This window comes from Thiolinea disciformis DSM 14473 (genome assembly GCF_000371925.1).
Taxonomy (GTDB): domain Bacteria; phylum Pseudomonadota; class Gammaproteobacteria; order Thiotrichales; family Thiotrichaceae; genus Thiolinea; species Thiolinea disciformis.
The window spans coordinates 44,727-67,012 of record NZ_AQVE01000016.1 but is presented as its reverse complement, the minus strand read 5'-3'; the positions used below and the strand labels follow the sequence as shown (position 1 = coordinate 67,012).

The window sequence follows — 22,286 nt, the reverse complement described above, 5'->3', positions numbered from 1 at the left end:
CAGAGTTCTTTTTCATTAGAGAACAGTCCGACTTTTGCAGTTGATGAATAACACAAAGCCTCCTCACAACACCTGCCACACCACCCGCTCAAAGCCCAGTGCTACAATCGCAAAACAATGCAAGCGTTGTGGCTCTTGAAAGCGTTGGACTAAGGCCTGTTGATACTGTGTTAACTGTTGCAAAGCATTATTGAGTGCAGTTTGCACAGCAGGCAATTGTGCTAGTTCGGTGCGCGTCATTTGTGCCAGTTGTTCACCTCTTAAACCTAACTCATTTAAGCTCAGATACTTAAACTCCATCACTACATCCAACAAGGCATATTGGCGCATACTAGGGCGCACCGTCATGACTAAATCGGTATAGCGCCGCCCTGCGTTAACCTCAGACTCCATCACATAAAATAAATCATCATACAACAGGCTAGCAAAAGCCGTTTTCACGGTGAGTTCATTACTCCAGCGATAATCCCGATTGCTGAACACCTTGAAGTATTTCTGCTCCATGAAATCGACGACAGGCTGCAAATCCGCATCACGAAAGAATTGTTGAGCAATTTTCTGTGCAGTCTTTTCTTGGCGAATATCAGGTAAGGTTTGGCGTTTTAATTCTTCCAAATACAGCGCATGTACCACCAGATTAGGAATCTTCAGGATCAAGCTGCCATAGTCATCCACGCCGCCCAGTGTGAGCACACCAAAGTAATACAGCAGCGACAGCATGTAATCGGTGTCTTGCTCGACGCGCTCCAGATTCTCAACACCAAAATCACTGGCCAATTGCGCAATAGTGGCAGGTTGTTCTTCATCCAACACACTATCAATCACCGCCTGACCTTGCGCGAGATTGGCAATATAACGAATCCGCCCCGCATCCATTGCCAAATTACCATCCAACATATTGCGTGGTGCAGCACAGCCTTTTTGATAGGCTTGTAGAAAATGGAAACACAGAATCGGGTTATAGATCCGTGGTGCATCCATGTCATAACTAAAGCGATAACCATTGTAAAATTGACGCAGGGTTTCCATAACAGGCGTGTGCTCGGTTTCTGTTTGGCAAGCCTGTAATACTGAGGCGACTAAAGCAGATAATTCTGGTTCGGTAATACCACACAAATGATTGAATTCATCTTCTAAAGACACATTCTTAGACACATTATAGCCACTGGTCATATCACTCATCACGACGGGTGACACGCCGGTAATAAACACCCGCGCAATGGCGCCTTGTGATGCACCCGCTTTAACCACTTTAAACAGTGTTTTTAATACGCCTTCACCTTCCAATAGAGCACGATAACGCGGTTTATCGCCTTGATTGTGCATCAGCACTTCATTGGCAAAATTATCGTATTCGTCAATCAGCAGATACAGTTGGTGGTTGCTTTCCTTCACCACACGATACAGTGATTCAAAGCTACCAATGGCATTATCTGCAAAGATGTCTATGTCTCGATGAAGATAGGTTTTATAGCTTTCTTTGAAGGTTTTAATGGTTAAATTGATATGGGTAAATAAGCTTTGTTTAATCTGCTCAATATCGCCCTGCGCCGAGACCATCGAGAAATCCCATTGCAAGACCATGTATTGATTATGTTCAGGGGTAGGGTTTTGCCCAATCGCAAGATCACCAAACAAGGTTGCAAATTGATCCGCTTGCTTGAGGTCATAATAACTAGACAAGGTCGAAATCAGCAAAGATTTGCCAAAACGACGCGGACGTAGGAATAGTAATTGTTTGCCTGCGGCTTCTATAGCAGGAATAGAAGCGGTGCGATCCAGATAAGTAAACGCTTCCTTGCGAATGGTGACAAAGTTGCTAATACCATAAGGGAATTTCATCGCTTAATCCTACTGCGTTGAGCTTGAGTTAAGATTATAGCATGGGTGATTTACGGCGCACGCCATAGGCATAAGCCTCGACACAAAGCGCTGAGCCACTTTGCGTAAAATGCTCAGCGCTTCCAGTGAGTAATCCTGCATAACTGGTGTGATTGCCAAACTGTCAAGGTTGCAAGCCCATCTGCTGCATAATAGCTCTAATCTGCTCCGCCTCAGGAATCTGCATCTGTTGCGCATCGGCCAGCGCTAGCCTTAATAGTTTTTCGATTTCCGCCGCAAACTGCTGCACGTCTTTTTGGTATAATGTAATGGCTAAGTTAGTTCGTCCCACCAATAACGCTCTCATATCGCCGAGTTGTTCAAATGTAGGTAGCATGTCTACTTTGTAAATGCGTAAGGCTTCATCGAGTTGTCCGCGGGCTTCTAAGATGTCGGCGATTTTTCCTTGGGTGATGGCGATTTCGCGTACCTCGCCGAGTTGTTCATAGACGGGCAGTTCTTCAGTGGTGCGAATGCGTAAGGCTTCATCGAGTTGTCCGCGGGCTTGCAGGATGTCGGCGATTTGTCCTTTGGTGATGGCGATGGAGCGTACCTCGCCGAGTTGTTCATAGACGGGCAATTCTTCGGTAGTACGAATGCGTAAGACTTCATCGAGTTGTCCACGGGCTTGCAGGATGTCGGCGTATACACCATAACTTAACGCCCGCTCGCGTCGTAAATCTTCTTCCGCCTCTTCGCTAGGGGGCGCAATGGCAAGTGCACGTTCAATCGCTGCCTTTGCTGCTGAACCTTGCCCTAAGCGTTGCTGTACTTGTGCCAAGGTAGTCAGTAAGCGAAAATCTTCATGCAAGGCTAACACGCTTTGACACAGGTTTTCAGCTTCGCGCCAACGATTTTGATCGTGCATGGTATAGGCAAGCTTGTCTCCTATAGGAATAGCGACCTGATGGTTGTTGCCCGCCACTGCCAAGCGTAATACTTCCAAGCGTTGTGTTTCTGAGCCGACGCTTTGCCATAATTCCGCTAAAGCTTGTGCAGCCTTGGCGCTCAATGCTTCACGTTCTGCGGCTTGGATTTCGCCCGCCAATACCACATCCAATAAACCTGACACAAAATAATGGGCTTGCCCTTGTTCATGGCTCAACTCCACCAAACCAATCCGCACGGCTTGCGCTAAATAGCTTTCCGTTGGTGGGTCTTCGGTTAAGGCTTGCACGGCTGGCAATGGCACAGGTAGGCGGTATAAAGCGCTTAAGGCAATCGTGCGACGCACCTTGCTGTTTTGGGCATGGAATAAGGCATCTAGCAAAATCGCTTCCCGAAAGCGGCTAGCTTCCGCTTGCAAACGCGCAAACAGCGCATCGAGCGCAATGCTTTTATCCAAAAATACTTGATCGAGCCATTCCAATAAGCGGGGGTTGCCATCCGCCAAGGCAAGGGCTTGCGCTTGGTGCTGCTCACTGGCTTGTTGAAAACCTACCAAACGTTTTAGTTTTTTGACTAAATCCGCACCTTGCAAAGAGTTAAGGCTGGCTTTATGCAGTCGATAGGGCGCAGGAATTGGTACATCATGCCGACACGTCATCAGCACTCGCACATCACTGTGTGTCGTGAATGGCTTGCAGTAGGGTATTTAACACCTGCAAACTGTTGGGTTCATAATCTTCAGAATTGACACGACCCTTGTCACGCTGTTGCTGAGGTATGTTTTGTTCAAAATCATCCAATACGATCAGCAAAGGTTTATCGCAATAAGGATTATTGTCCAGATCAAACAGCGTACATAAACGCGCATAAAGATTGAGCTCGGGATCATTTAATACGGAAAGCGCCTTGGGCTTGAGTACCCTGCGTAAACAATTGAGCAAGCTAACTTCATCCAAACGCCCATAATGCACCGCTTTAAGATGCGTGTTGCTTAAACGTTCGACCAAACGCGCCGCTGTGCTACTTTTACCCAAACCACCCATGCCATACAGCAAAACACCTTCAGCATAGCCTTCATAGCCAGACCAAGTACGCAAACACCGCAAAGAGCGCTGTAATAAGCGCCTGCGCCCGACAAATTCAGTACGTTTGCACACCGCAATCGTATTGCCGGCATCCAAGAATAATTGCTCAGTGATGGCAGTCGGCACAACGCGTTGTCTGCCTTTGGCAATCAACGCTTGCAGCGCGGAAGCATTGGCAAAACAGCGTAATAAATGCCAATAGGGTGATTGCTGCTCGAATAAAAACTGGCGCGCGGCGGCAATCGCCATGTCCAAACGTAAACCCGTGGCGAGTTTGTCATATAACACCGCTGCGGCTTGGGAGGCTGCCACATCGCCCACAGGCAAAGCCCAACCCAACACCACCGGCACATTGGCTTGCACCAATTGTTCGGCAAAGGATAAGAGATCACGGCTCAAATCGGATTTGCCCGTTTCACAGCCCGAGACAAATAATAAGCGCGGCAAGCGATCTGTTGCCACCAGCACTTTTGCCAACTCATGCGCAGTGGCGGTTTGCAATTGCCCTACATCGTTTTCTAATAAAAATACCGGCTCAGCTGCCTTAGGTAATTCCGCGTGACCACTTAGATGAATCACATCAGGTGCTTGCGGCATGTCATTTAGACATTGTTCCAAGCCTTGCAATGAGCCGCTTTCTTCCACTTGTAAAAGCAAGGGTTTTTGTTCAGTGGCTTTTAAAATACCTGCTTCTTCTGCCTCAAAATCTAAGACAGGTTGCACATCTTCGGGCGAACTGGCCATGAATAGCACTTGCAACGGGCGGGTGGCGGGTTGCCATTGGTGTTGATAGTCGCTGGCTAGGCGAATCGGAGTGAATAAATGAATCGGATCCGCACACCAAAATTGCACCCCATCGTGTAACAATTCCCATGGCAAATGCCGTAACCCCAGATCATTAGCACCAACTTGTATATCAATGCGCAATGCCAGCGCTTGCTTGGGTTGGCGTAATGTCGCTAAATGCCCTTGCGTGTGTAAGTTAAACCAAGCATACAGCTCCTGACCCTGTTGTTTTAAATCTGGCGCAGAGGCTTGGTAATTACTTTCAGTGATGTCGAACAAGGGTTTAAGTGCTGTACGCGGCAATGCTGCGCTAGTGAAATAAACATGATTCTGTTCATCGGATAAGCGCAGCGCGAACTGCGTAGCGTCAAGTGTGAATAGCGAGAGGGTAGCGGCTTTCATCAGCAGACGAGCTCTTAATCGGGAGTTCGGTGCAGTTTATCAGATTTTTAATAGCTTATAGCGCATCGATTGGGGCAGCAGGGCTAACGATCCTCCCACTGTGCAGGGCGTTTTTGGATAAAGGCATTAATGCCCTCCTGTGCATCATGCGCCAGCATATTTTCCACCATAACCTGTGCGGCATATTCATAGGCTTCAGCCAGTGGCATTTCACGTTGCTCATAAAAAGCACGCTTGCCAATCGCGAGTGTGAGGCTGGATTTACTAGCGATTTTGCGTGCCATTGCCATGGTGCTATCCCGCAGTGCTTCATTGGCTACGGCTTGATTGATTAAGCCAATCTCCGCAGCACGCTTTGCTGAAACCATGTCACCTGTTAAGAGCATTTCCATGGCATGTTTATTCGATACATTGCGGGACAGTGCCACCATCGGCGTGGAGCAGAATAAGCCAATATGCACACCCGGAGTGCTAAACTGCGCTGTATCCGCCGCCAAGGCCAAATCACAACTCGCGACCAATTGACAGCCTGCGGCGGTCGCAATACCGGCTACTTCAGCAATCACCGGTTTGGGAGAGTGCACGATGGTCTGCATAACGCGGGCACATAATGCCATGATTTTAGCAAAGTAAGCTTTACCACCATCATCATTCGCACGTGCCGCCGTCAATTCTTTCAGGTTGTGACCTGCACAAAACGCAGAACCATTCGCGGCGAGCACAATCACTCTGACTTTAGGATTGTTAGCCGCTTCCGTAAATGCTACATACAGTTCGTCCAGCATTGCCTCAGATAAAGCATTGCGCTGGCCAACCTCATTCAAGGTCAAACGTAAGATGCCTTCACTATCCAATTCCTGCACCAGTCTTTGATTGGCTGACATGACTCTCCTCCTTTTTTAGCTAAACAATAGCGCTACAGCGTTGTTTTATGACGCCCACCTACTCACTTTCCAGCGCATTGGCAATAGCAATAGCAATGGGTAAAAAGCTACTGCATCATCGCTTATCACTGTAAAATCATCATCACATTGTACCACAGCCTGCAGGTCAAGCGGATACGCTGTAAAGCCGCTTTGCCAATAAATCGGCATCCCCATGAATGCCGCTTCCAGTGACTAGGCATCAAGCAGTTTTTACTACAAAGTGTTGTAATCGAGTAGTGAAGTAGGTTATTAGCGAGTACATCACCTAAACATTCATTTCAAACAGTAATACATGATCCATTGAAATCCATCCTGACAGGATGCTGTCAGTAGCTATGCGTTAAGCTACTCAACCTAAAAATCAGAGAGAAGATCTTATGAAGTATTGGATTGGTGTGGCATCAAATAATCATGTGCAGCGTGGTGTAGCGGGTGGTTTTTGCCAGTTATGTCATGGTAAAGCACAGCCTTTAAAGCGTATGCAACAAGGGGATTGGATTATCTATTATTCGCCTAAGGAGCACTTTGAAGATAAGCAGCCTTGCCAACAGTTTACTGCAATTGGTGAAGTGATTGGAGATAAGGTGTATGCGTTTGAAATGTTTCCGAATTTTGTACCGTTTCGCCGTGATATACAGTTTGTGAAGACTGCAAAAGCGGTGGCTATTTGTCCTTTATTGGCAGAATTAAACTTTATCAAGGATAAGAGTAAATGGGGAGCTGCGTTTCGTTATGGGCATTTAGAAATTTCGCAAGCGGATTTTGCAATTATTGCCGAACAGATGTTGGGGCATGTTCCTCGTAGTGCTACTTAAAAGAATTGCTAAAGCTGACCCAATCCGCTGGTCAGTTTGGCGTTGACAGCGTTTGAAGAAACTCGTTAGCCTAATAATACTTATCACCTACGCTTCTGGAGATCGGCTCCCAGAAGGTTACTGCAAATTACGCCGTCGAGAATGTATTTATGCGATCATTGTCAGCAACAAATTTCTGCTAACGTTCCAACTTATTCCCTAATCGTTCAAACCCGACCTGTTATTTATCCCAAGCGTAGTCAAGCCAACCGCTATCACAAAAATCATCGTTTAGAACGTCCGAATGATGCAGGTGGTGAAGGTTTTGAAACGGTTAAAACGATTAAAGTCTGTCCTGATTGTTATCGGGCATTAAGTGCATCATAGGTATTCTTTAAACGACTGAGGAGTGATAATAGTCACTCCTTTGTTTAGCGCACTAATTGCGCAATATTCCATAATTTGGGCAGGTACTCTAAGCCTGCACGCATAGAAATATCATCAGGGTTCTTTTTTTGCTTTTCGTAGAGTACGTGATAAAAATTGGCAAAATCAGGCTTAAGCCCGCTCTTTTTCACGTCGATTAATAAGCGTTTCACATTGCCAGCACCCCAGTTATACGACACAAAGGTAAATAACCACGCATCACTTTCTGAATACTTAGCGACCTGTTTAAAGTAAAAATAATAACGGGCTAAATGCGTTTGTGCAGCTTTCGTGCTTAACCACGGGCTTTCCCGTACCGCATTTAAACTACCTTTGCGCACGGTGGCAGGCACATGCTCTAACTGTTGGATTTCTTTTAAAATATCGGGAGTGAGTTGCCAGTACCCATAATCCTCACTTGGTTTGCCTTGTTTGGGTTGCCACTGTGATTCGAGAATCGGGATTAACATAATAGACAAAGGTATTCCTTGCAAATCCATACCTTTTACGAAGCTAATCGAGCGTTTAAAACCTTCTTTATAAATATTGCCGCCCTTATTATTACGCCAACCAATGGTGTTTTCGACCGATTTTACTACTTTCTGAAAATCTTTTTTACCCTGACCGTGTAAAGACTGGCTAAGAAAATAACTGAGTAAAGCTTCTTGTTGCTGTGCAATGCCTGATTTGGTTTGGGCGATGGCTGTGGGCGAGGCAATACTATGCCAGCTTGGCTTATCAGCAAAACTTACTGGGGCCAATGCTAATAAAAATAGTAACCACCCTAAACACAACCAATGCTTTCTCAACACAACACTGTCCCTAGATTATCTTGTTTATTCACTATGCACGGATTCGCCCATTAGCGGGGGCAAAATTGTCGCAAATGAAAGCAACACTACGCTGAACGGTGGTAAGTTAATTGCTTAATGATATAAGTGTGGATTTAGACGGAAAGTGTATGACTACCATGCATTTTTTTAATGTAAGCGGCTGAGCAAAGTGCGTATCAAGCAGGTAAGCGTTTATTGGTATTAGACACCGCCACGGATGAGGCCGAGCGCTTGTATGAGCGTTTACACTGGGTAAAAGCAGGCATTATTCCACAATATGCACTAATGCCCGATCATAGTTTTTGCGATACTAGCTACTATTACAAGATTTTGACTGAGCATATGTATGGAACACCCTGATCCAACCCACTATTTAGCCGCGAGTCCCTATATTGATTGGCAACACCCGAGTATTGTAACGAAAGCCCAGCAATTAGCCGCTCCCCATCATACCGCCAAACAGATTGCACAAGCGTGTTTTGAGTTTGTGCGCGATGACATCAAACATAGTTTAGATTATGAGGGCTTGACCGTAGTGACCTGTAAAGCTTCCGAGGTATTACATGAGGGTTCGGGATTCTGTTACGCCAAGAGTCATTTATTGGCAGCCTTATTACGTGCTAATGGCATACCTGCTGGTTTGTGTTATCAGCGTTTAACCCTGACCGATCAGCCACCTTATTGCTTGCACGGCCTCAATGCGATTTATCTGCCGCATTATGGTTGGTATCGTGTGGATGCGCGTGGTAATAAACCTGAGGTCAATGCGCAATTTACTCCGCCCGTGGAACAGTTAGCCTTTCAGTTAATCGATCCCTATGAAAAAGACATAGAAGGGATTTTTGCAGAACCATTGCCGATGGTGATTGCGCTATTAACCCAATCTCAGACGGTGCAAGAGGTGGTGGAGCGTTTACCTTGGGATAGTGAGGTTGTAGCATGATCTTTCAGCAAAGCCTGACACTTACCACTAAAGGGCGTGGTACTTATTCAATTACCGCACAGATTGAACAGTTGATTCGGCAAAGTGGGATTCAAATAGGTTTGTGTCATGTGTTTATTCAGCACACCAGCGCCTCGTTGATTATTACCGAAAATGCTGATCCAGCCGTGCGCCATGATTTAGAAACTATTTTACAACGCCTTGCCCCCGATGCTGATCCTACTTATCGTCACGATTACGAGGGTGACGACGATATGAGTGCCCATGTGCGCTGTATGCTAACCCACACCGAGCTAACTATTCCTGTCACACGTGGGCAAAGTGTTTTAGGTACATGGCAGGGTGTATATGTCTACGAACATCGAATCGGGCAGTTTCAACGCCAACTGACTGTGACGATTTATGGAGAGTATTAATGAGGATTAAACAGTTTGTTGTTGATGCGTTTACCGACCAATTATTTCAAGGTAACGGGTGCAACACATGGCCAATTAACCCCTTATTGGACAAAGCAGTTAGATAAACCCATTTTAGAGGCACGACAACTTTCTCAGCGCGGTGGTGCTTTACGGTGCGAATGGCGTGGCGATAAGGTCATATTGTGGGATAGGGCAGTTACGTTTATGCAGAGTGAGTTATGGTTGGATTGAGGATGGAATCCAGTATCAGGTTATTAAACTCATTACCGCCAGCGTTTGAGATGCTATCGCAAGCTAATGAACGAGAAGGTTTTCATTTTCTCAAACGATTGAAACAAGAGTTTGTTTCAGGCGTAAACTGCTTTGATAAGGAAGGTGAAATTCTCTGTGGTGTTTATCAAAACGAGCAACTAATAGCGCTTGAAGGTATTAATACTTGGCTTTATCAAGATAACAGTGTTGGGCGCTTACGCCGCTTTTATGTACTACCTGATTATCGAAAACAAGGCATCGGGCGATTGTTGCTAACACATTTAGAAAACGCAGCGTCGTCACATTTTGAAACGCTGTATCTTTATACGGATACAGTGAGTGCTGCACAGTTTTATCAGGCTTGTGGCTATGAAGCCTGTGACGAGGCTGAGGCGAACTTTAAAAAAGTGTTTAAAAAACAACCTCGCTAAGGGCAGGATATAGAAGACATTCGAGCACTCCTACACCGGCTCTTTATCTCCTAGTTCAGTCACTTTTTTCAAGCGCTTGCCCTAGGATAAGTTTTGTAAACGAGACTCTACTTCGGCTTGTAAGGCTGAAAGCACAGCAGGGCTAATGGAGTCAGGCACAGGAAACCAAAACATACTGCTTAATAAGGCTAAGAGGGTCAGGGTCAGGGTAATGCCTAGATAAGAACGTTGATAGGCAAAATAGCAAAAGGGCAGTAAGAAAAGGGGGCGAATGTACCAGCTCAGTACATTATGATGTCTAGCCCAAGCCCATTCCATAAAGGTGTTTAGCAGCTCCATTGATACGTACTTCCTATTTTGATTATTGTCGATATGCATTGGTTCACGATACCACAGCGTTTACGGGTATAGTGTGAGCCACGGTCAATCGCCTTGCTCCGTGACTAACAGGCTGCTTTCTTAAAGGCCTCGTCGTAGTGAAGTTTCGGCTTCATCTGCGTCTCCTAGTATTCATCAGCACTGATCCTAAAACACCTCTTAACCACGTGTCCGTTTCTAGTAGACCAGAACACCCTATCAGGCTTGTGTAACACTAAGTTGTTTGGCAGGGTAGCGTACTGCATAGGTAGCAGTGACTTGAGCACAGGGCTTAGTGGATTGACCCGAGTAGAGCTGTGCTTCGACAAATGCCAGTGTCTTACCCTTACGAATGAGTCGTGCTACCGCGACGAGGTCACCAGCGCCTGCGACACTGAAAAACGAAATATTCAATGAAACGATAGCGGCAAATATCGACGCGCCGTAGAAGGCATGCACACAAGCATATAAAGCGGTATCAGCAAATCCCATGGTAATGGGGCCTGAAAGTACCGCTTGGCCTGAGCCAGCGGGTAAGTCGTGGCTCAGATACTGGGAGGTGACAGGAAGACGAATGCGTAAATGAGACTCCCCAATTTCTTCGATAATTTCTCCCCGATGGTCTACCGCTGGAAGGTTGTTCTCTAGTAGTGTCATTAGTTCAGCAGGACTTAGTTGGCTCATAAGCGTTTGACTCAACAGTTTGTGGAATAGCATCTGATATAGCATGGTTGCCAACGTGATGCCTAGCCGAGTGCGCCAATATTGAAACCCAATAAATCGTTTAATAGCCGGTCAATTCCATATACCCCATACCCGATTTGCCTTCATCGACGCTCACAACACCCTCCCAATACGGAAATTGTGCTGCCATCCATTGATTGGGATAAGGTGTGCTAATGTGCCAGCGCTTTTGTAACTGCGGTAATTCAATCGTCCATGCTAAAGGTAAGGTGATTTTGGTGGGTGTCTTTTGCCCTAAGCGTAACACTTCAATCGTTTGGCGTTGCTGAGGTGTTAGCACAATGTCATCCGCTTTTAGGGTTTGACTACTGCCATCAGGGCTAATCCAACTACCACTGAGCCAGTGTTTGCCGTGGGTATTGCGCAATTGATACACCATTAGCGCGTAGCCATCCTTGAAATGTAGTGAGAACCAATCCCAGCCCTGTTGATGCGAGGCGAGTGGTTGCGAACTCCATTCACGATCTAGCCAAGCCTTACCCTCTAAAGGAATGGTTTTTCCTAAACGACTTGCTTTACCTTTGATGGCTATATGTGCTTGGCTGTAATAATAGCTGGCTTGTTTGCCTTCCGACTTTTGACTGTAACCTTGATCGCCTTGTAGCACCCACGGTTTATCGCTTTGCAATTCAAACGTTAAGTTCCAATCTGCGGTCGTAAAGTGTAAGCGTGAGGGAAAAGGCTCTGTCGTATCACCTTGCCATTGCCAATCGTCCAACCACGCCGTAAAAGGTGCACTGCTTACGCCTGCTTGACCGATGCCACCACGCGCAAAACGTTGTTCGGGATAATAGCCGTTGGGTGTAGAAAGCGCGGCATGAGCCATCCACATTTGATTGCTAGCCCAGCCGTCTACCATAGGTGTCGGAGATAAGCTTTGGCGGAATAATGTCCATTGTATGCCCCAAGCATTTCCATCCGGATCGCTTAAATTAGCGGTGATATACCACCATTCAATACGATAATCGGGGTGCGGGGCATGATCAGCAGGGAATTGGAAACGGCGGTTTGGAATGACCTCGGCATAGCCCTGCGCGTCTTGGCGTAGCACTTGGTAGGCATCTTGAGTAACGCTTTGTGCATGAATAAGACTGCTGAGCACTAAACTTAATACGAATAAAATAGACCTCATGCTTGTGCTCCTAATTGTGCTAGCGCCTGTGGCAGTTTGCGGCGTAGTTGCCATGCGACTAGCACTAGCGTGAACAAAATTACACCTAGTGTTAATAGGGCGAGGTGCCACGCTGGCGTCATACTCCACAATAAAGGCATACTCCAACCAAAGGCCATCACATTGAGCTTATGGATGAGAATCCATGACAATAAAGCACCCAAGGGTAGGGCGGCTAGCCAAGTGATACCTGCCCAAATGAATAAAGGCGTACTCATCACCAACCACTGTTCTAGGCGATTCACACCCAAAGCGCGCCACTGTGCAAATTCCGGCAAACGCTCTTGTAAAATAGCCATTAAAGCAGCCAGTAAAGCAATGCTAGCTACCCACAGGGTCAGGCTATTCATGGCAGCGGTCATCGCAAACGTGCGATCAAAAATACTTAACGATAGGCTCTTAATGGTTTTTTGCTCCACCCAATCACCGGCTTTGGCACCCGCCTTTAAAAGTGCTTGTTCAGCCTGTGCGGCGAAGCGCTGATCCTTCAACCAAAGGGAAGTATTCCAAGGCTCAGCGTGCGGCCAATAGCGCTTTAGCAAGGAGTTGGGTAGAAAAAGTTGATAATAAGGATTGCCATAATCATGCACAAAACCAATCACCTGAAAAGCAACGGGGCCTTGAGGTGTTTCTAGTGCTAGGGAGTCCCCTAATTTGACACCCGCTAAATAATGCAATTGTTCATTGGCTAAGACCCACTGCTGTTGTGAGTCAGCCGCCTGCCATGTTTTCAAAGCATCGGGTAAAGCTTGGGTGAAACTAATGGTCTGACTATCCGGTGCGCTTGGATTAACACCACGGAGTAATAACGGGTGTTCCTGCCAACGTAAACTGATTTGCGTGCGCTCATTAACAGCGGCCAGCCAATCAGCGGTGTTTGGATCGTCTAATAGCGTTTGCAGCTTAAACTGGCTACTCCCTTGCACATAGAAATCTGCCGCAATACGTTGCTCAAGCCACGTGGATAAAGCCGTTCTGAAGCTACCCACTAGCATTTCTACGCCTAGATTAGCGGTTAAGGCGAGTAATAAGGCCATCATGGCGGTGCGTAGTGCGGGTAGTTGTGCCCAACCATCCCGTATGAGCCAGCGTGCTTTAAACGAATCTGGCGGCAGTAAATATTCCAAAAGCTTTAGACTGCTGGCCAGCAACGCAGGCAATGCCCAAGCAGCCGCGAGCAAAACCATACCGAGTAAGATAAAGCCTTGGATGAGTTGATGAATCAGTGGATAAATAAAAATAGCTAGTAGCGCCAAAACACTTGCCGCGATCAATAAGCGTTTACGTGTGCGTTGGTCGCTGCGCCAATGGGTGCTAAGTGTATTGCTAGGTAACACCGGCAAGCGTAATTGTTGCCATAAAGGTAAAGCCAGCGCGAGTATCAATCCACCTAAAGTCAGTAGCCATGCCCAAAGGAGTGTGCGGGTTTGGAAAATAATGTCACTACCCAAATTGGCGCCATACAGCGATTGCAGGCTGGAGCTAACCGTGGGTAATAGGCTTTGGCTTAGGAGATAGCCCAATGCTAAACCTAAGCCACTGCCAACAAGACTCCACACTAAGGTTTCTACGGCAATGGCTAAGCTTAGAGTCGAAACGCTAACACCCATGAGGCGTAAGGTGCGTAAGGTGGGTCGTCGATACCATAGTGAGAAACGCACAGCATTGAAAACAATGAATAAACCAACCGCGAAGGATAGTAAGCTCATTGCGGACAGTTGCGTGTGAAGACTTTGCGTGAGTTGGCTTAAATCAACACTTTGGCGATTCTCGACCAAACTTAAATGCGCGGGTAGGCTTTGTTGCAGACGTGTTTTCTCAGGCTCACTGAGTTGTGTGACTGCCAAATAGCTCAACTTGTCGCGTTTGAGTAAGCTTAAAGCGGGCGCAATATCTAATAAAACTTGGCGACCTTGTTGGGTTTGCGTTTGTAGCAGAGCGGGCGGCATCGTTTGCCCATCCTTTAATAGCAGCCGCTCATTCACTTGGACGCCTAGTTCACGCGCTAAACTCGGTGGAAACCACGCTTGATAAGGCGCTTGCATAAAAGCGAGGCCATTAAATTCAGTGGCTGAGGTATTCGTCTGAATAGCCTGTACCGGCAAAGCAATTGGATCGGTGGCAATAATAGGAATCGCTTGCTGTTTGGCGCTTAGGAGGACGCCTTGCACGACGGGATAAACTTCGCGAAACCCTTGGCGGCGTAATTGGGCATAATCGGCGGTACTCACACCAGTCTCATCTTTGGCGCGAATCCAATAATAGGCTTGCGCACCCAAGACTTGATTGCCTTGCTCGTAGCTTGCACGCGCATGCCCATTAATAATTTGCACCGCCGACCACAGTGCGACTCCGGCACAGAGCCCCGCGATTAAAAATAAAGCTTGCCACGGATAGCACCAATAATGGCTGAGCAAGGCTTTTAAACTTAAACCTAAGCCCTTCATGTGTCGATCACTTCGCTATGTAAACTACCTGCTTTGAGCCAATAGGCTTGGTCTAAATAGCTGGCCATTTGACGACTGTGCGTCACCATCAATAAAGCGCTACCCGCTTGTTTGACCAGCTCACTTAATAAAGCCATCACTTGTTCGCTGCTGTGTTCATCTAAATTGCCCGTTGGCTCATCAGCTAAGACTAAAGCCGGTTTATGGAGTAAGGCGCGGGCAATGGCTACACGTTGTTGTTGGCCTCCAGACAGTTGATGCGGATATTTTTGCAATTGATCCCCCAAACCTAGACGGTCCACTAATTGTTTTTCCCATGCGGGGTCGTAGCGCTGAGACAATTGGGCTTGAAAACGAATATTGTCGACCACCTTCAAGGTGCTAATCAGATAAAATTGTTGGAATACTAAACTAATGGTATGGCGTCTGAGTTCCGCTAATTTAGCCTCACTTAAGGTCATAATCGACTGATCGCGCACGACAATCTCGCCACTATCAGGTGTATCTAAACCCGCAATCAAATGTAGCAAGGTACTTTTTCCGCTACCGCTAGCGCCCAATAGCGCCGCCGACTGACCGGCATTAAGCTGGAAATCGATCCCCGCTAAAATCGGCGTTAATTGGCCATCGGGCTGGGGGAAAGCTTTGGAAACTTTAATCAGTTGCAACATAGCAGGCAGGTCTTCATAAAGGTATAGGCTTCACAGCATAGCGCTAGTAGTCATGCGCTTGCTAGTTTGTACTTAACTCCTATGATTATGATGCATTTGAGCGCTTAATTGATTAGGGTATTAGGAAAAATTCTATAGCAACACACTTGATTAATTCAGGTGAATGTCATTTGAGGGCGAGTACATTAACGAAAGGGCATAGGGGTTTGTTGATACATTTGTTTATAACATTACCAGTTAAAGCTTGGGGTATTCGCAGATTCCTATTCAGCATGTTAAAGTCCACGGCTTAAAAAAATTGTTGTTAATTCGCAACATTATTTGTAATTTGAGCGCAAAGTGCTATTGCAGCCAATGGAATTTAGCAGCGCTGTATTTTTTTATGAAAATTAAAAAATGTAATGAGAATTTGTTCAAGGAGCATGACAATGAAAAAAAAGATTTTAGCCGCTGTTGCGGTTAGTGTTTTATGGGGCTGGGGGCAAGCACAAGCGGAGGTTTCTTTGTTTGATTACAAACAAGGCAGCAGTGATTCGGAAGAAGCTTATGTTATTGGCGCCTTTGATTTGAGCAAAGGGCGCAATGATAGTCAATCGAGTTATAACCTAGATTTGAATGCTTTTTATGATCGCCTTTTTAGTACCCCTGCGCGTGATTTTAGTTATGGCGGCGAAATAATTGGTAATGTCAATCGCGGTTCAGCAAAAGATGCCGAGCGTAGTAGCACTTATCAAGCTTCGATTGATGGCAATATTGATTCTTATTTTGTGCCAGGTAGTAGTGGTGCGTTTTGGTATGGCGGCGGTCGTGTTGAAGCACGCGATAAGCTAGAGAATTTAGATAATTTTGATACGGATAATGTGGAGACCACCGCGACAATTGGTGCCGGTATGGGGCGTGTAACAGACGTTACACCGATGGCTTATACCATTCGCGTCATGGATGAATTATATAAACGCCGCATTATTAATGCTAAGCCTGCTGTTGGGGTATATCAAGAAATTGCCCAAATTGTTGCTAAGGAATATATCTACAAGCGTCGTTATGGTGCGAATGATTATGTGATGTATTGGGTCAGTGATATTGAAAAAGCCTTGCGGAATAGTGGTTCATTAGCGAATGGTTTAGGTGCGCAAGGGGCGATTAAAGTACGCGATGTGTTAATGCGTGAAAATACCTTCAAACGTCGTATTGGTTGGAAAGTCCGTGCGGGTTTAGGTTATGCCTTTACGGCTTTTGATGGTGATCCTAATCCAAAGCTAGAAGTGCAGGGTGAATATCATATGCCACTCAATAATCGCACCCAGTTTTCGAATGTTGCTACCTTTAGCACAAAGATTAATGACGGTGATGATTCGTATTCAGCTACCAATGATATGAGTTTGTCCTATGAACTGGCAGATAATATTGATTGGTTGAATTCATGGGATATTGATTATCGCCACAATGGTAAAGCAGATACTAATGGCACGATTCATACATTAGCTTCCACCTTCTCTTATGAGATTAATAATGTATTGAATTTCGAAACCACGGCGTCCTTAGTAAATGAGGATGGTTCTTCAGATGACGGCACCGATCGTCGTTTGACCATGGGCTTGAAGTATCGCCTACGTTAATTTGACGTTCTAGGTTAATGCTATAAAGAAAGGGAGAATGCTGCATTCTCCTTTTTTTTGTGGTTTGATGCGTGTATGACTGAATTAGAACCAATAACGAGGGCTCAGACACAGTCGCCAAGCTATGTAACTTGTACAGATTGTGGTTTAGCACATGATTACCGCCCGATTGCCGTAGGGGAAATAGCGCTTTGTCAGCGTTGTGAAGCCGTCTTGTATCGTAATCGCCCCCATATGGTGCAAATGGCGCTTGCCTTGACCTTGACCGGATTGATTTTGTTTATCTTGTCCAATGCTTTTCCGCTATTAGGCTTATCAGCGCGCGGTTTGATGCAAGAAATTACCTTGATTGGTGCAGGTGTGGCCTTTTGGCAGCAGGGTTATCCTGTTTTAGCCGTGTTATTGCTGTTGACTATTGTGATTTTTCCTTTATTTGAATTGTTGTCTCAGCTTTGGATTTTGCTTAGCTTACAGAGGCATTGGCCGCCTGAACCGGCCATTTTTTTATTCCGCTGGATTCATGAGCTAAAACCTTGGGGGATGCTTGAGGTTTTTATGTTGGGCATGTTGGTGTCTGTGGTCAAACTGGGCGAAATGGCTACTTTGATTGTAGGCCCTGCACTATGGTCGTTTGCTTTTCTGATTCTAACCATGGCAGTCACTAGCGCTACGTTAGATGACTTTAGCGTATGGAGTCAGTTAAAGCGCTGTGATGGCAAGAATGATGAATCAGTCTAATACCGTATTGTGCCGTATCTGCGGTTGCCTAAGCAAAGCCCCCGCTCAGCTTGCGGCACACGATAAATTACATTGCCCCCGCTGCCAGCATGGGATTCATCAAGGCTCAAAACGTAGTGTAGAAGTGACATGGGCTTTGCTGATTGCGGCGGCCATTTTATACGTCCCTGCTAATTTACTCCCCGTGATGAGCGTCTATTTTCTCGGTAAAGGCCAGCCTGATACGATTATTGGGGGAGTTTTTCATTTAGCAGAGGCAGGCCAATGGCCTTTGGCCTTATTAGTATTTGTCGCGAGTATTGTAGTGCCGATTTTAAAGCTGATTGCACTCGGTTTTTTACTGATCACTATCCAGCGTCAGTCAACGTGGCGGCCTTTGGATCGTATTAAGTTATATCGTTTTACCGAATATATTGGACGTTGGTCTATGGTGGATGTCTTTGTGGTGGCGGTGCTTACCGGTTTAGTGCAATTCGGTAATATTGCGCAGGTTCAAGCCAATATTGGCACGTTTTCTTTTGCAGCGGTGGTGGTTCTAACCATGTTTGCTGCACATAGTTTAGATAAGCGCCTCATTTGGGAAGCGCAGCCTATCCCCGGTGCGAATGTGATCGATGGATAATAATCATTTACTGGATATGGCTAGCTTGCCTGAGGTGCGGGTTAAGCGTCAACGTTGGCCTTCACCGGTGTGGTTAATTCCGCTGGCAGCGGCGTTGATTGGTTTATGGCTGCTAGCGACCTATTGGTATAACCGTGGTGATACTATTGTGGTGCGCTTTCCGAGTGCAGAAAATATTGAGCCCGGTAGTACGCGAGTACGCTATAAAGCGGTGACTGTGGGGAAGGTTGAGCGGGTGACTTTGGATGAAAACCTACAGCCTTTAGTCGAGTTGGCGCTCAATAAAGAAATCAGCAATGCCCTGAAATGTAGTGCTAAATTTTGGGTAGTTCGCCCACGGATTAAAGGCACTGAAATTTCTGGTTTGGGCACACTTTTCTCTGGTAGTTATGTGGGGATGATTCCCGCGCAAGAAGAAGAAACTACAGGCACACCAACGCAAGACCCTTTAGCGTGTTATCAAGCCTTGGAAGGGCCGCCACCAACACGCCCTGCGCGCGCTGGGCGCGAATATAAGCTTGTTACCGATACCATGGGATCACTGGATATTGGGACACCGATTTTTTATAAACAATTACAAGTAGGTGAAGTGATTGATTATAAACTTAAAACTGAGGGCGATAAGGTTGATATAGGGATATTTATTGATGAACCTTATTACCGTTATATCAATTCGGGTACTTTATTCTGGAATGTGAGTGGCTTTGATTTCAAAATGGGAACCACTGGTGCGGAATTGCGTATGGAATCGCTTACCACGTTGATTTCTGGCGGTATTGCGTTTGATACACCAGCGGATCAAACCGATAAAACCGTGAGTCCTCCAGGCACTTTGTTTGATTTATTTCCTTCTTATGCCAGTAGCCGTACTAAACGTTATCAAGATCGCTTGTATTACACCTTGTATTTCAACAATAGCGTGCGCGGTCTCGTGGAAAAAGCGCCTGTGGAATATAAAGGGATTCGGGTCGGTCAGGTCGAAAAAGTCAGCTTACTGATGGATAAAAGCACCCAAGATTTGCGTATTCCAGTCTTGATTTCGGTAGAACCCCAGCGTTTCTCAGAATCCATTAGTTTAGACCTAGCGCCGGCTTTGATGGAAAACTTGGTAGCTAAGGGAATGCGTGCCAAATTGCAAAGTGGCAATTTCTTAACAGGACAAGTGTTTGTTGATTTGGATTTTTCCGAGCCTGATGAACATATTAAAATTGCGCGTGGTCAGTTTTATGATGTGTTTCCCACCGTGTCTCAGCCCAGCCTACAAGATTTAATGAATACTGCGAATCAAGTGGCGCAAGATTTACAGCGTACCACGGCGAGCATTCGTCAATTAGTGGACAGTGATGAGGTCAAAAAGGTAGTCAAGAATGCAAATAGCTTATTAGTCGAAACGCAAACCACTATGCAGGAGGCGCAAGCCGCGTTAGCCGATGCACGCCGCGTGATGCAAACGGTGAACGCGCAAACCTTGCCAAATTTCAGCAAAGATATGAATCAAGCTAGCAACAGTTTTACACGTTCTTTGAATAGTCTGACAGGGAATGTGGGGCAGATGTCGAATAATTTTAGTCAATTGTCCGCTACTACTGAAAAGTCGATTCAGACCTTAACCAATAGTTGGGCGCCAACAGGGCGTGATATTTCGGCGAGTAGTGTCGAGTTGAATAAAACCTTGCAACGCTTACAGGGTTCTTTGGGTCACTTAGATCGGGTGATGGCAAAAAATTCCCCTACTCAATATCAATTAACGGAAATGCTTGACGAATTAACGGCAATGTCACGTGCGGTGCGTACTTTAGCAGAAAGCTTGCAGCGTCAGCCGGAGTCATTACTTCGTGGGCGACAGGAGTAATAATGCGGTACCGTGTGCTTATCTTATGGCTAGTGGGGAGTTTGGTGGCTTGTGCAGGCGGTAGCCCCAAAACCGCTTATTACACTTTGAGTTCCACCGAAGTTGCTAAGCCAGTAGCCAATAAGCAACATATTAAAAGTGTCGGGATTAGTCGTGTCCAAATACCGGATTTGTTGAAACGTAGCCAAATGGTGTTGCGTAAACAAGGGTATCAAGTCGATGTCTCGGATACGTATCAATGGGGCGGGGATTTGCGTGATGAGTTAACGAATGCTTTGGTACAGCAATTGCAAGTTCGTTTGCCTGCGACACGGATTCAAACTGCGCCTTGGGAGTTGGAGCAAACCCCTCAATATGAATTTTCACTGCAAGTGAGTCAATTTGATGGAGCCCTGAATGATAAGGCTTATTTAAAGGGGCGTTGGCAATTATTGCGGGGAGCATCGGATAAATTGGTGGAGGCAGGGACAGTAGATTTGGTGCGCAAGGTAGAAGGTGATACTGTTGGAGATATTGTAAAAGCCCAAAATGCCTTAATCGGGCAGTTAGTTGATCTGTGGGTATCTGCATTGCCGAAACCATAAGGAGAGTGTTTATGTCTGTCGCCAATTTAAGTGCCGAAGAAGCTTTAGCGCGTCTACGCGAAGGAAATCAACGCTTTGTTGCTGATTTAAGTAATAATACTACCGAAACAGGCCATCATCGTCGCATGGCATTATTAGCGGGACAGAATCCCTTTGCGATTATTATGGGCTGCTCCGATTCACGGGTGCCGGCGGAATTGATTTTTGACCAAGGCTTAGGGGCTTTATTTGTGATTCGGGTAGCAGGGAATATTGTTGCTCCCTCTCAGATTGGCAGTATTGAATTTGCTGCTACGCAATATGGCACGCGCTTAGTCGTTATAATGGGGCATACCCAATGTGGTGCAGTGAATGCGACAATCAATGAACTACGTAATCATGCGCAAAGCCCTTCCTCGCATCAGCGCTCCATAGTAGAGCGTATCGCTCCAGCCGTCGCAACCCTCATGGAAACGCCTTTGCGGGATGATCACGAAGCTTTAATGCGCCATGCCGTTCGAGCTAATATTCGCATGGCTACCACCCATGCGCGCCACGGCTCAGAAATTCTGGAAAGCTTGATTGCTAGCCGTCAATTGCTAGTAGTTGGTGCGGAATATTCTTTAGAAACGGGGGTGGTGGAATTTTTTGATATGCCACCCCTGTAAGTTTAGGCGTTAATGCGCCGCTTGTCCTAGCTCTTCCGCACTCATCATTTCCAAGCGTTTGCGTGCACGGTCGCGCGACGCTCGGACATGATGGCGCATCAGTAATTCCGCCATTTCCCCATCACGGCGCTCCATGGCTTGAACAATTAATTCATGCTCTTGCATCGCCGTTTCGGAGAAAATCGGATTTAAGCGAAACCGATAAAAGCGCACCAAATCGTATAAATCTTGGCAAAGCATAGTAATAAGACGTGCGTTTTTGCTACCGCGAATAATCGTAAAATGAAAATCTAAATCAGCATCTTGTTTATATTCGGTGCTGACGTGCTTTTCGGGGTGAGCCATCGCATTTTTATGCCATGCTAACAAACCACGTAAATGCTGCAATTCCGCATCACTCATCTGGTGGGCGGCTAAACGCGCGGCCATCCCCTCCATTGCCTCACGAATTTGATAAATCTCCATCAATTGCTCAATGGAAAAGCTAATAATGCGCGCACCAATATTGGGTTTGCGTGTGACCAAATTACAATTTTCTAGTTTGCTAATGGCTTCACGTAATGAACCCCGACTGACCCCATATTGTTGGGCTAATTCGGGTTCACTAATTTTTTTGCCAGCGGATAGCTCTCCCTCCAAAATAGCACGGCGTAAATCTAAAAATAAACGATCTGCAATCGTTACCGGCTCATAAGGGGGTAAGGCTTGAATAGCTATCATGGTGCTGCCTCTAAACTATAATTCATGTTATGTTGACAATCTTAGCGC

The 22,286-nt window shown here is 46.1% G+C and carries 24 protein-coding genes; 13 read left to right on the top strand and 11 right to left on the bottom strand.

Going from position 1 to position 22,286, the window contains the following annotated elements:
* Positions 1-63: 63 nt before the first annotated feature.
* The 4 genes from A3IE_RS0112645 to A3IE_RS0112630 form a co-directional block, all read right to left on the bottom strand.
* Positions 64-1,842, bottom strand: coding sequence for an AAA family ATPase (locus A3IE_RS0112645; RefSeq protein WP_020395986.1), 1,779 nt, complete (start codon positions 1,840-1,842; stop codon positions 64-66).
* A gap of 163 nt (positions 1,843-2,005) precedes the next feature.
* Entirely contained in the window at positions 2,006-3,427 is a 1,422-nt protein-coding gene (locus A3IE_RS0112640; RefSeq protein ID WP_026154922.1) for a tetratricopeptide repeat protein, read from the bottom strand.
* 13 nt (positions 3,428-3,440) lie between these two features.
* The gene (locus A3IE_RS0112635) at positions 3,441-5,042 is read right to left on the bottom strand and encodes a CHAT domain-containing protein (RefSeq protein WP_026154921.1); all 1,602 of its coding nucleotides are present in this window, start codon (positions 5,040-5,042) and stop codon (positions 3,441-3,443) included.
* Positions 5,043-5,125: 83 nt separating this feature from the next.
* The gene (locus tag A3IE_RS0112630) at positions 5,126-5,926 is read right to left on the bottom strand and encodes an enoyl-CoA hydratase (RefSeq protein ID WP_020395985.1); all 801 of its coding nucleotides are present in this window, start codon (positions 5,924-5,926) and stop codon (positions 5,126-5,128) included.
* Positions 5,927-6,345: 419 nt separating this feature from the next.
* Between A3IE_RS0112630 and A3IE_RS0112620 the strand changes: the two genes are divergently transcribed.
* Positions 6,346-6,783, top strand: a complete 438-nt coding sequence (locus A3IE_RS0112620) for an EVE domain-containing protein (protein WP_020395983.1) — start codon at positions 6,346-6,348, stop codon at positions 6,781-6,783.
* Between the two features lie 141 nt (positions 6,784-6,924).
* On the top strand, positions 6,925-7,149 hold the full coding sequence (locus A3IE_RS0112615) for a hypothetical protein (RefSeq protein WP_020395982.1): 225 nt from the start codon (positions 6,925-6,927) through the stop codon (positions 7,147-7,149).
* A gap of 44 nt (positions 7,150-7,193) precedes the next feature.
* Here the strand turns inward: A3IE_RS0112615 and A3IE_RS0112610 are convergent, their stop codons facing one another.
* Positions 7,194-8,000, bottom strand: a complete 807-nt coding sequence (locus A3IE_RS0112610; RefSeq protein ID WP_245539197.1) for a transglycosylase SLT domain-containing protein — start codon at positions 7,998-8,000, stop codon at positions 7,194-7,196.
* A 216-nt stretch (positions 8,001-8,216) separates the two neighbouring features.
* Here A3IE_RS0112610 and A3IE_RS22525 point away from each other — a divergent pair, with 216 nt between their 5' ends.
* Genes A3IE_RS22525 through A3IE_RS0112585 form a run of 5 tightly spaced genes read left to right on the top strand, consistent with a single transcriptional unit; the run spans position 8,217 to position 10,066 of the window.
* A complete protein-coding gene (locus A3IE_RS22525) occupies positions 8,217-8,381 on the top strand; it encodes a hypothetical protein (RefSeq protein WP_020395980.1) in 165 nt (54 codons plus the stop codon).
* Complete coding sequence (locus A3IE_RS0112600) at positions 8,368-8,964, top strand: transglutaminase-like domain-containing protein (protein WP_020395979.1); 597 nt, start codon at positions 8,368-8,370, stop codon at positions 8,962-8,964. The genes A3IE_RS22525 and A3IE_RS0112600 overlap by 14 nt, the downstream gene beginning before the upstream one ends.
* Positions 8,961-9,380, top strand: coding sequence for a secondary thiamine-phosphate synthase enzyme YjbQ (locus A3IE_RS0112595; RefSeq protein ID WP_020395978.1), 420 nt, complete (start codon positions 8,961-8,963; stop codon positions 9,378-9,380). Before A3IE_RS0112600 ends, A3IE_RS0112595 begins: the two co-directional genes overlap by 4 nt.
* A 15-nt stretch (positions 9,381-9,395) precedes the next feature.
* The gene (locus tag A3IE_RS0112590) at positions 9,396-9,614 is read left to right on the top strand and encodes a hypothetical protein (protein ID WP_157832874.1); all 219 of its coding nucleotides are present in this window, start codon (positions 9,396-9,398) and stop codon (positions 9,612-9,614) included.
* A gap of 2 nt (positions 9,615-9,616) precedes the next feature.
* A complete protein-coding gene (locus tag A3IE_RS0112585) occupies positions 9,617-10,066 on the top strand; it encodes a GNAT family N-acetyltransferase (RefSeq protein WP_020395976.1) in 450 nt (149 codons plus the stop codon).
* A gap of 81 nt (positions 10,067-10,147) precedes the next feature.
* On the opposite strand, the gene A3IE_RS20635 is transcribed toward A3IE_RS0112585, so the two are convergent.
* The 5 genes from A3IE_RS20635 to A3IE_RS0112560 form a co-directional block, all read right to left on the bottom strand.
* Entirely contained in the window at positions 10,148-10,405 is a 258-nt protein-coding gene (locus A3IE_RS20635) for a hypothetical protein (RefSeq protein WP_020395975.1), read from the bottom strand.
* A gap of 237 nt (positions 10,406-10,642) precedes the next feature.
* The gene (locus tag A3IE_RS22135; protein ID WP_157832873.1) at positions 10,643-11,107 is read right to left on the bottom strand and encodes a PaaI family thioesterase; all 465 of its coding nucleotides are present in this window, start codon (positions 11,105-11,107) and stop codon (positions 10,643-10,645) included.
* A gap of 100 nt (positions 11,108-11,207) precedes the next feature.
* The gene (locus tag A3IE_RS0112570) at positions 11,208-12,299 is read right to left on the bottom strand and encodes a lipocalin-like domain-containing protein (RefSeq protein ID WP_020395973.1); all 1,092 of its coding nucleotides are present in this window, start codon (positions 12,297-12,299) and stop codon (positions 11,208-11,210) included.
* Complete coding sequence (locus A3IE_RS0112565; RefSeq protein ID WP_020395972.1) at positions 12,296-14,785, bottom strand: FtsX-like permease family protein; 2,490 nt, start codon at positions 14,783-14,785, stop codon at positions 12,296-12,298. The genes A3IE_RS0112570 and A3IE_RS0112565 overlap by 4 nt, the downstream gene beginning before the upstream one ends.
* Positions 14,782-15,456: an ABC transporter ATP-binding protein gene (locus tag A3IE_RS0112560; protein ID WP_020395971.1), complete on the bottom strand. Its 675-nt coding sequence runs from the start codon at positions 15,454-15,456 to the stop codon at positions 14,782-14,784. Before A3IE_RS0112560 ends, A3IE_RS0112565 begins: the two co-directional genes overlap by 4 nt.
* A 428-nt stretch (positions 15,457-15,884) precedes the next feature.
* Here A3IE_RS0112560 and A3IE_RS0112555 point away from each other — a divergent pair, with 428 nt between their 5' ends.
* The 6 genes from A3IE_RS0112555 to A3IE_RS0112530 all read left to right on the top strand — a co-directional run bounded on the left by A3IE_RS0112555 (position 15,885) and on the right by A3IE_RS0112530 (position 21,518).
* Positions 15,885-17,075, top strand: coding sequence for a DUF481 domain-containing protein (locus A3IE_RS0112555; RefSeq protein ID WP_020395970.1), 1,191 nt, complete (start codon positions 15,885-15,887; stop codon positions 17,073-17,075).
* 75 nt (positions 17,076-17,150) lie between these two features.
* A complete protein-coding gene (locus tag A3IE_RS0112550) occupies positions 17,151-17,813 on the top strand; it encodes a paraquat-inducible protein A (RefSeq protein ID WP_020395969.1) in 663 nt (220 codons plus the stop codon).
* Positions 17,797-18,435: a paraquat-inducible protein A gene (locus tag A3IE_RS0112545; protein ID WP_245539196.1), complete on the top strand. Its 639-nt coding sequence runs from the start codon at positions 17,797-17,799 to the stop codon at positions 18,433-18,435. Before A3IE_RS0112550 ends, A3IE_RS0112545 begins: the two co-directional genes overlap by 17 nt.
* Entirely contained in the window at positions 18,428-20,287 is a 1,860-nt protein-coding gene (locus tag A3IE_RS0112540; RefSeq protein ID WP_020395967.1) for a PqiB family protein, read from the top strand. The genes A3IE_RS0112545 and A3IE_RS0112540 overlap by 8 nt, the downstream gene beginning before the upstream one ends.
* Positions 20,288-20,289: 2 nt before the next feature.
* Complete coding sequence (locus tag A3IE_RS0112535) at positions 20,290-20,871, top strand: PqiC family protein (protein ID WP_020395966.1); 582 nt, start codon at positions 20,290-20,292, stop codon at positions 20,869-20,871.
* Between the two features lie 11 nt (positions 20,872-20,882).
* A complete protein-coding gene (locus A3IE_RS0112530; RefSeq protein WP_020395965.1) occupies positions 20,883-21,518 on the top strand; it encodes a carbonic anhydrase in 636 nt (211 codons plus the stop codon).
* A 9-nt stretch (positions 21,519-21,527) separates the two neighbouring features.
* Here the strand turns inward: A3IE_RS0112530 and A3IE_RS0112525 are convergent, their stop codons facing one another.
* Complete coding sequence (locus tag A3IE_RS0112525) at positions 21,528-22,238, bottom strand: GntR family transcriptional regulator (RefSeq protein WP_020395964.1); 711 nt, start codon at positions 22,236-22,238, stop codon at positions 21,528-21,530.
* Positions 22,239-22,286: the final 48 nt, after the last annotated feature.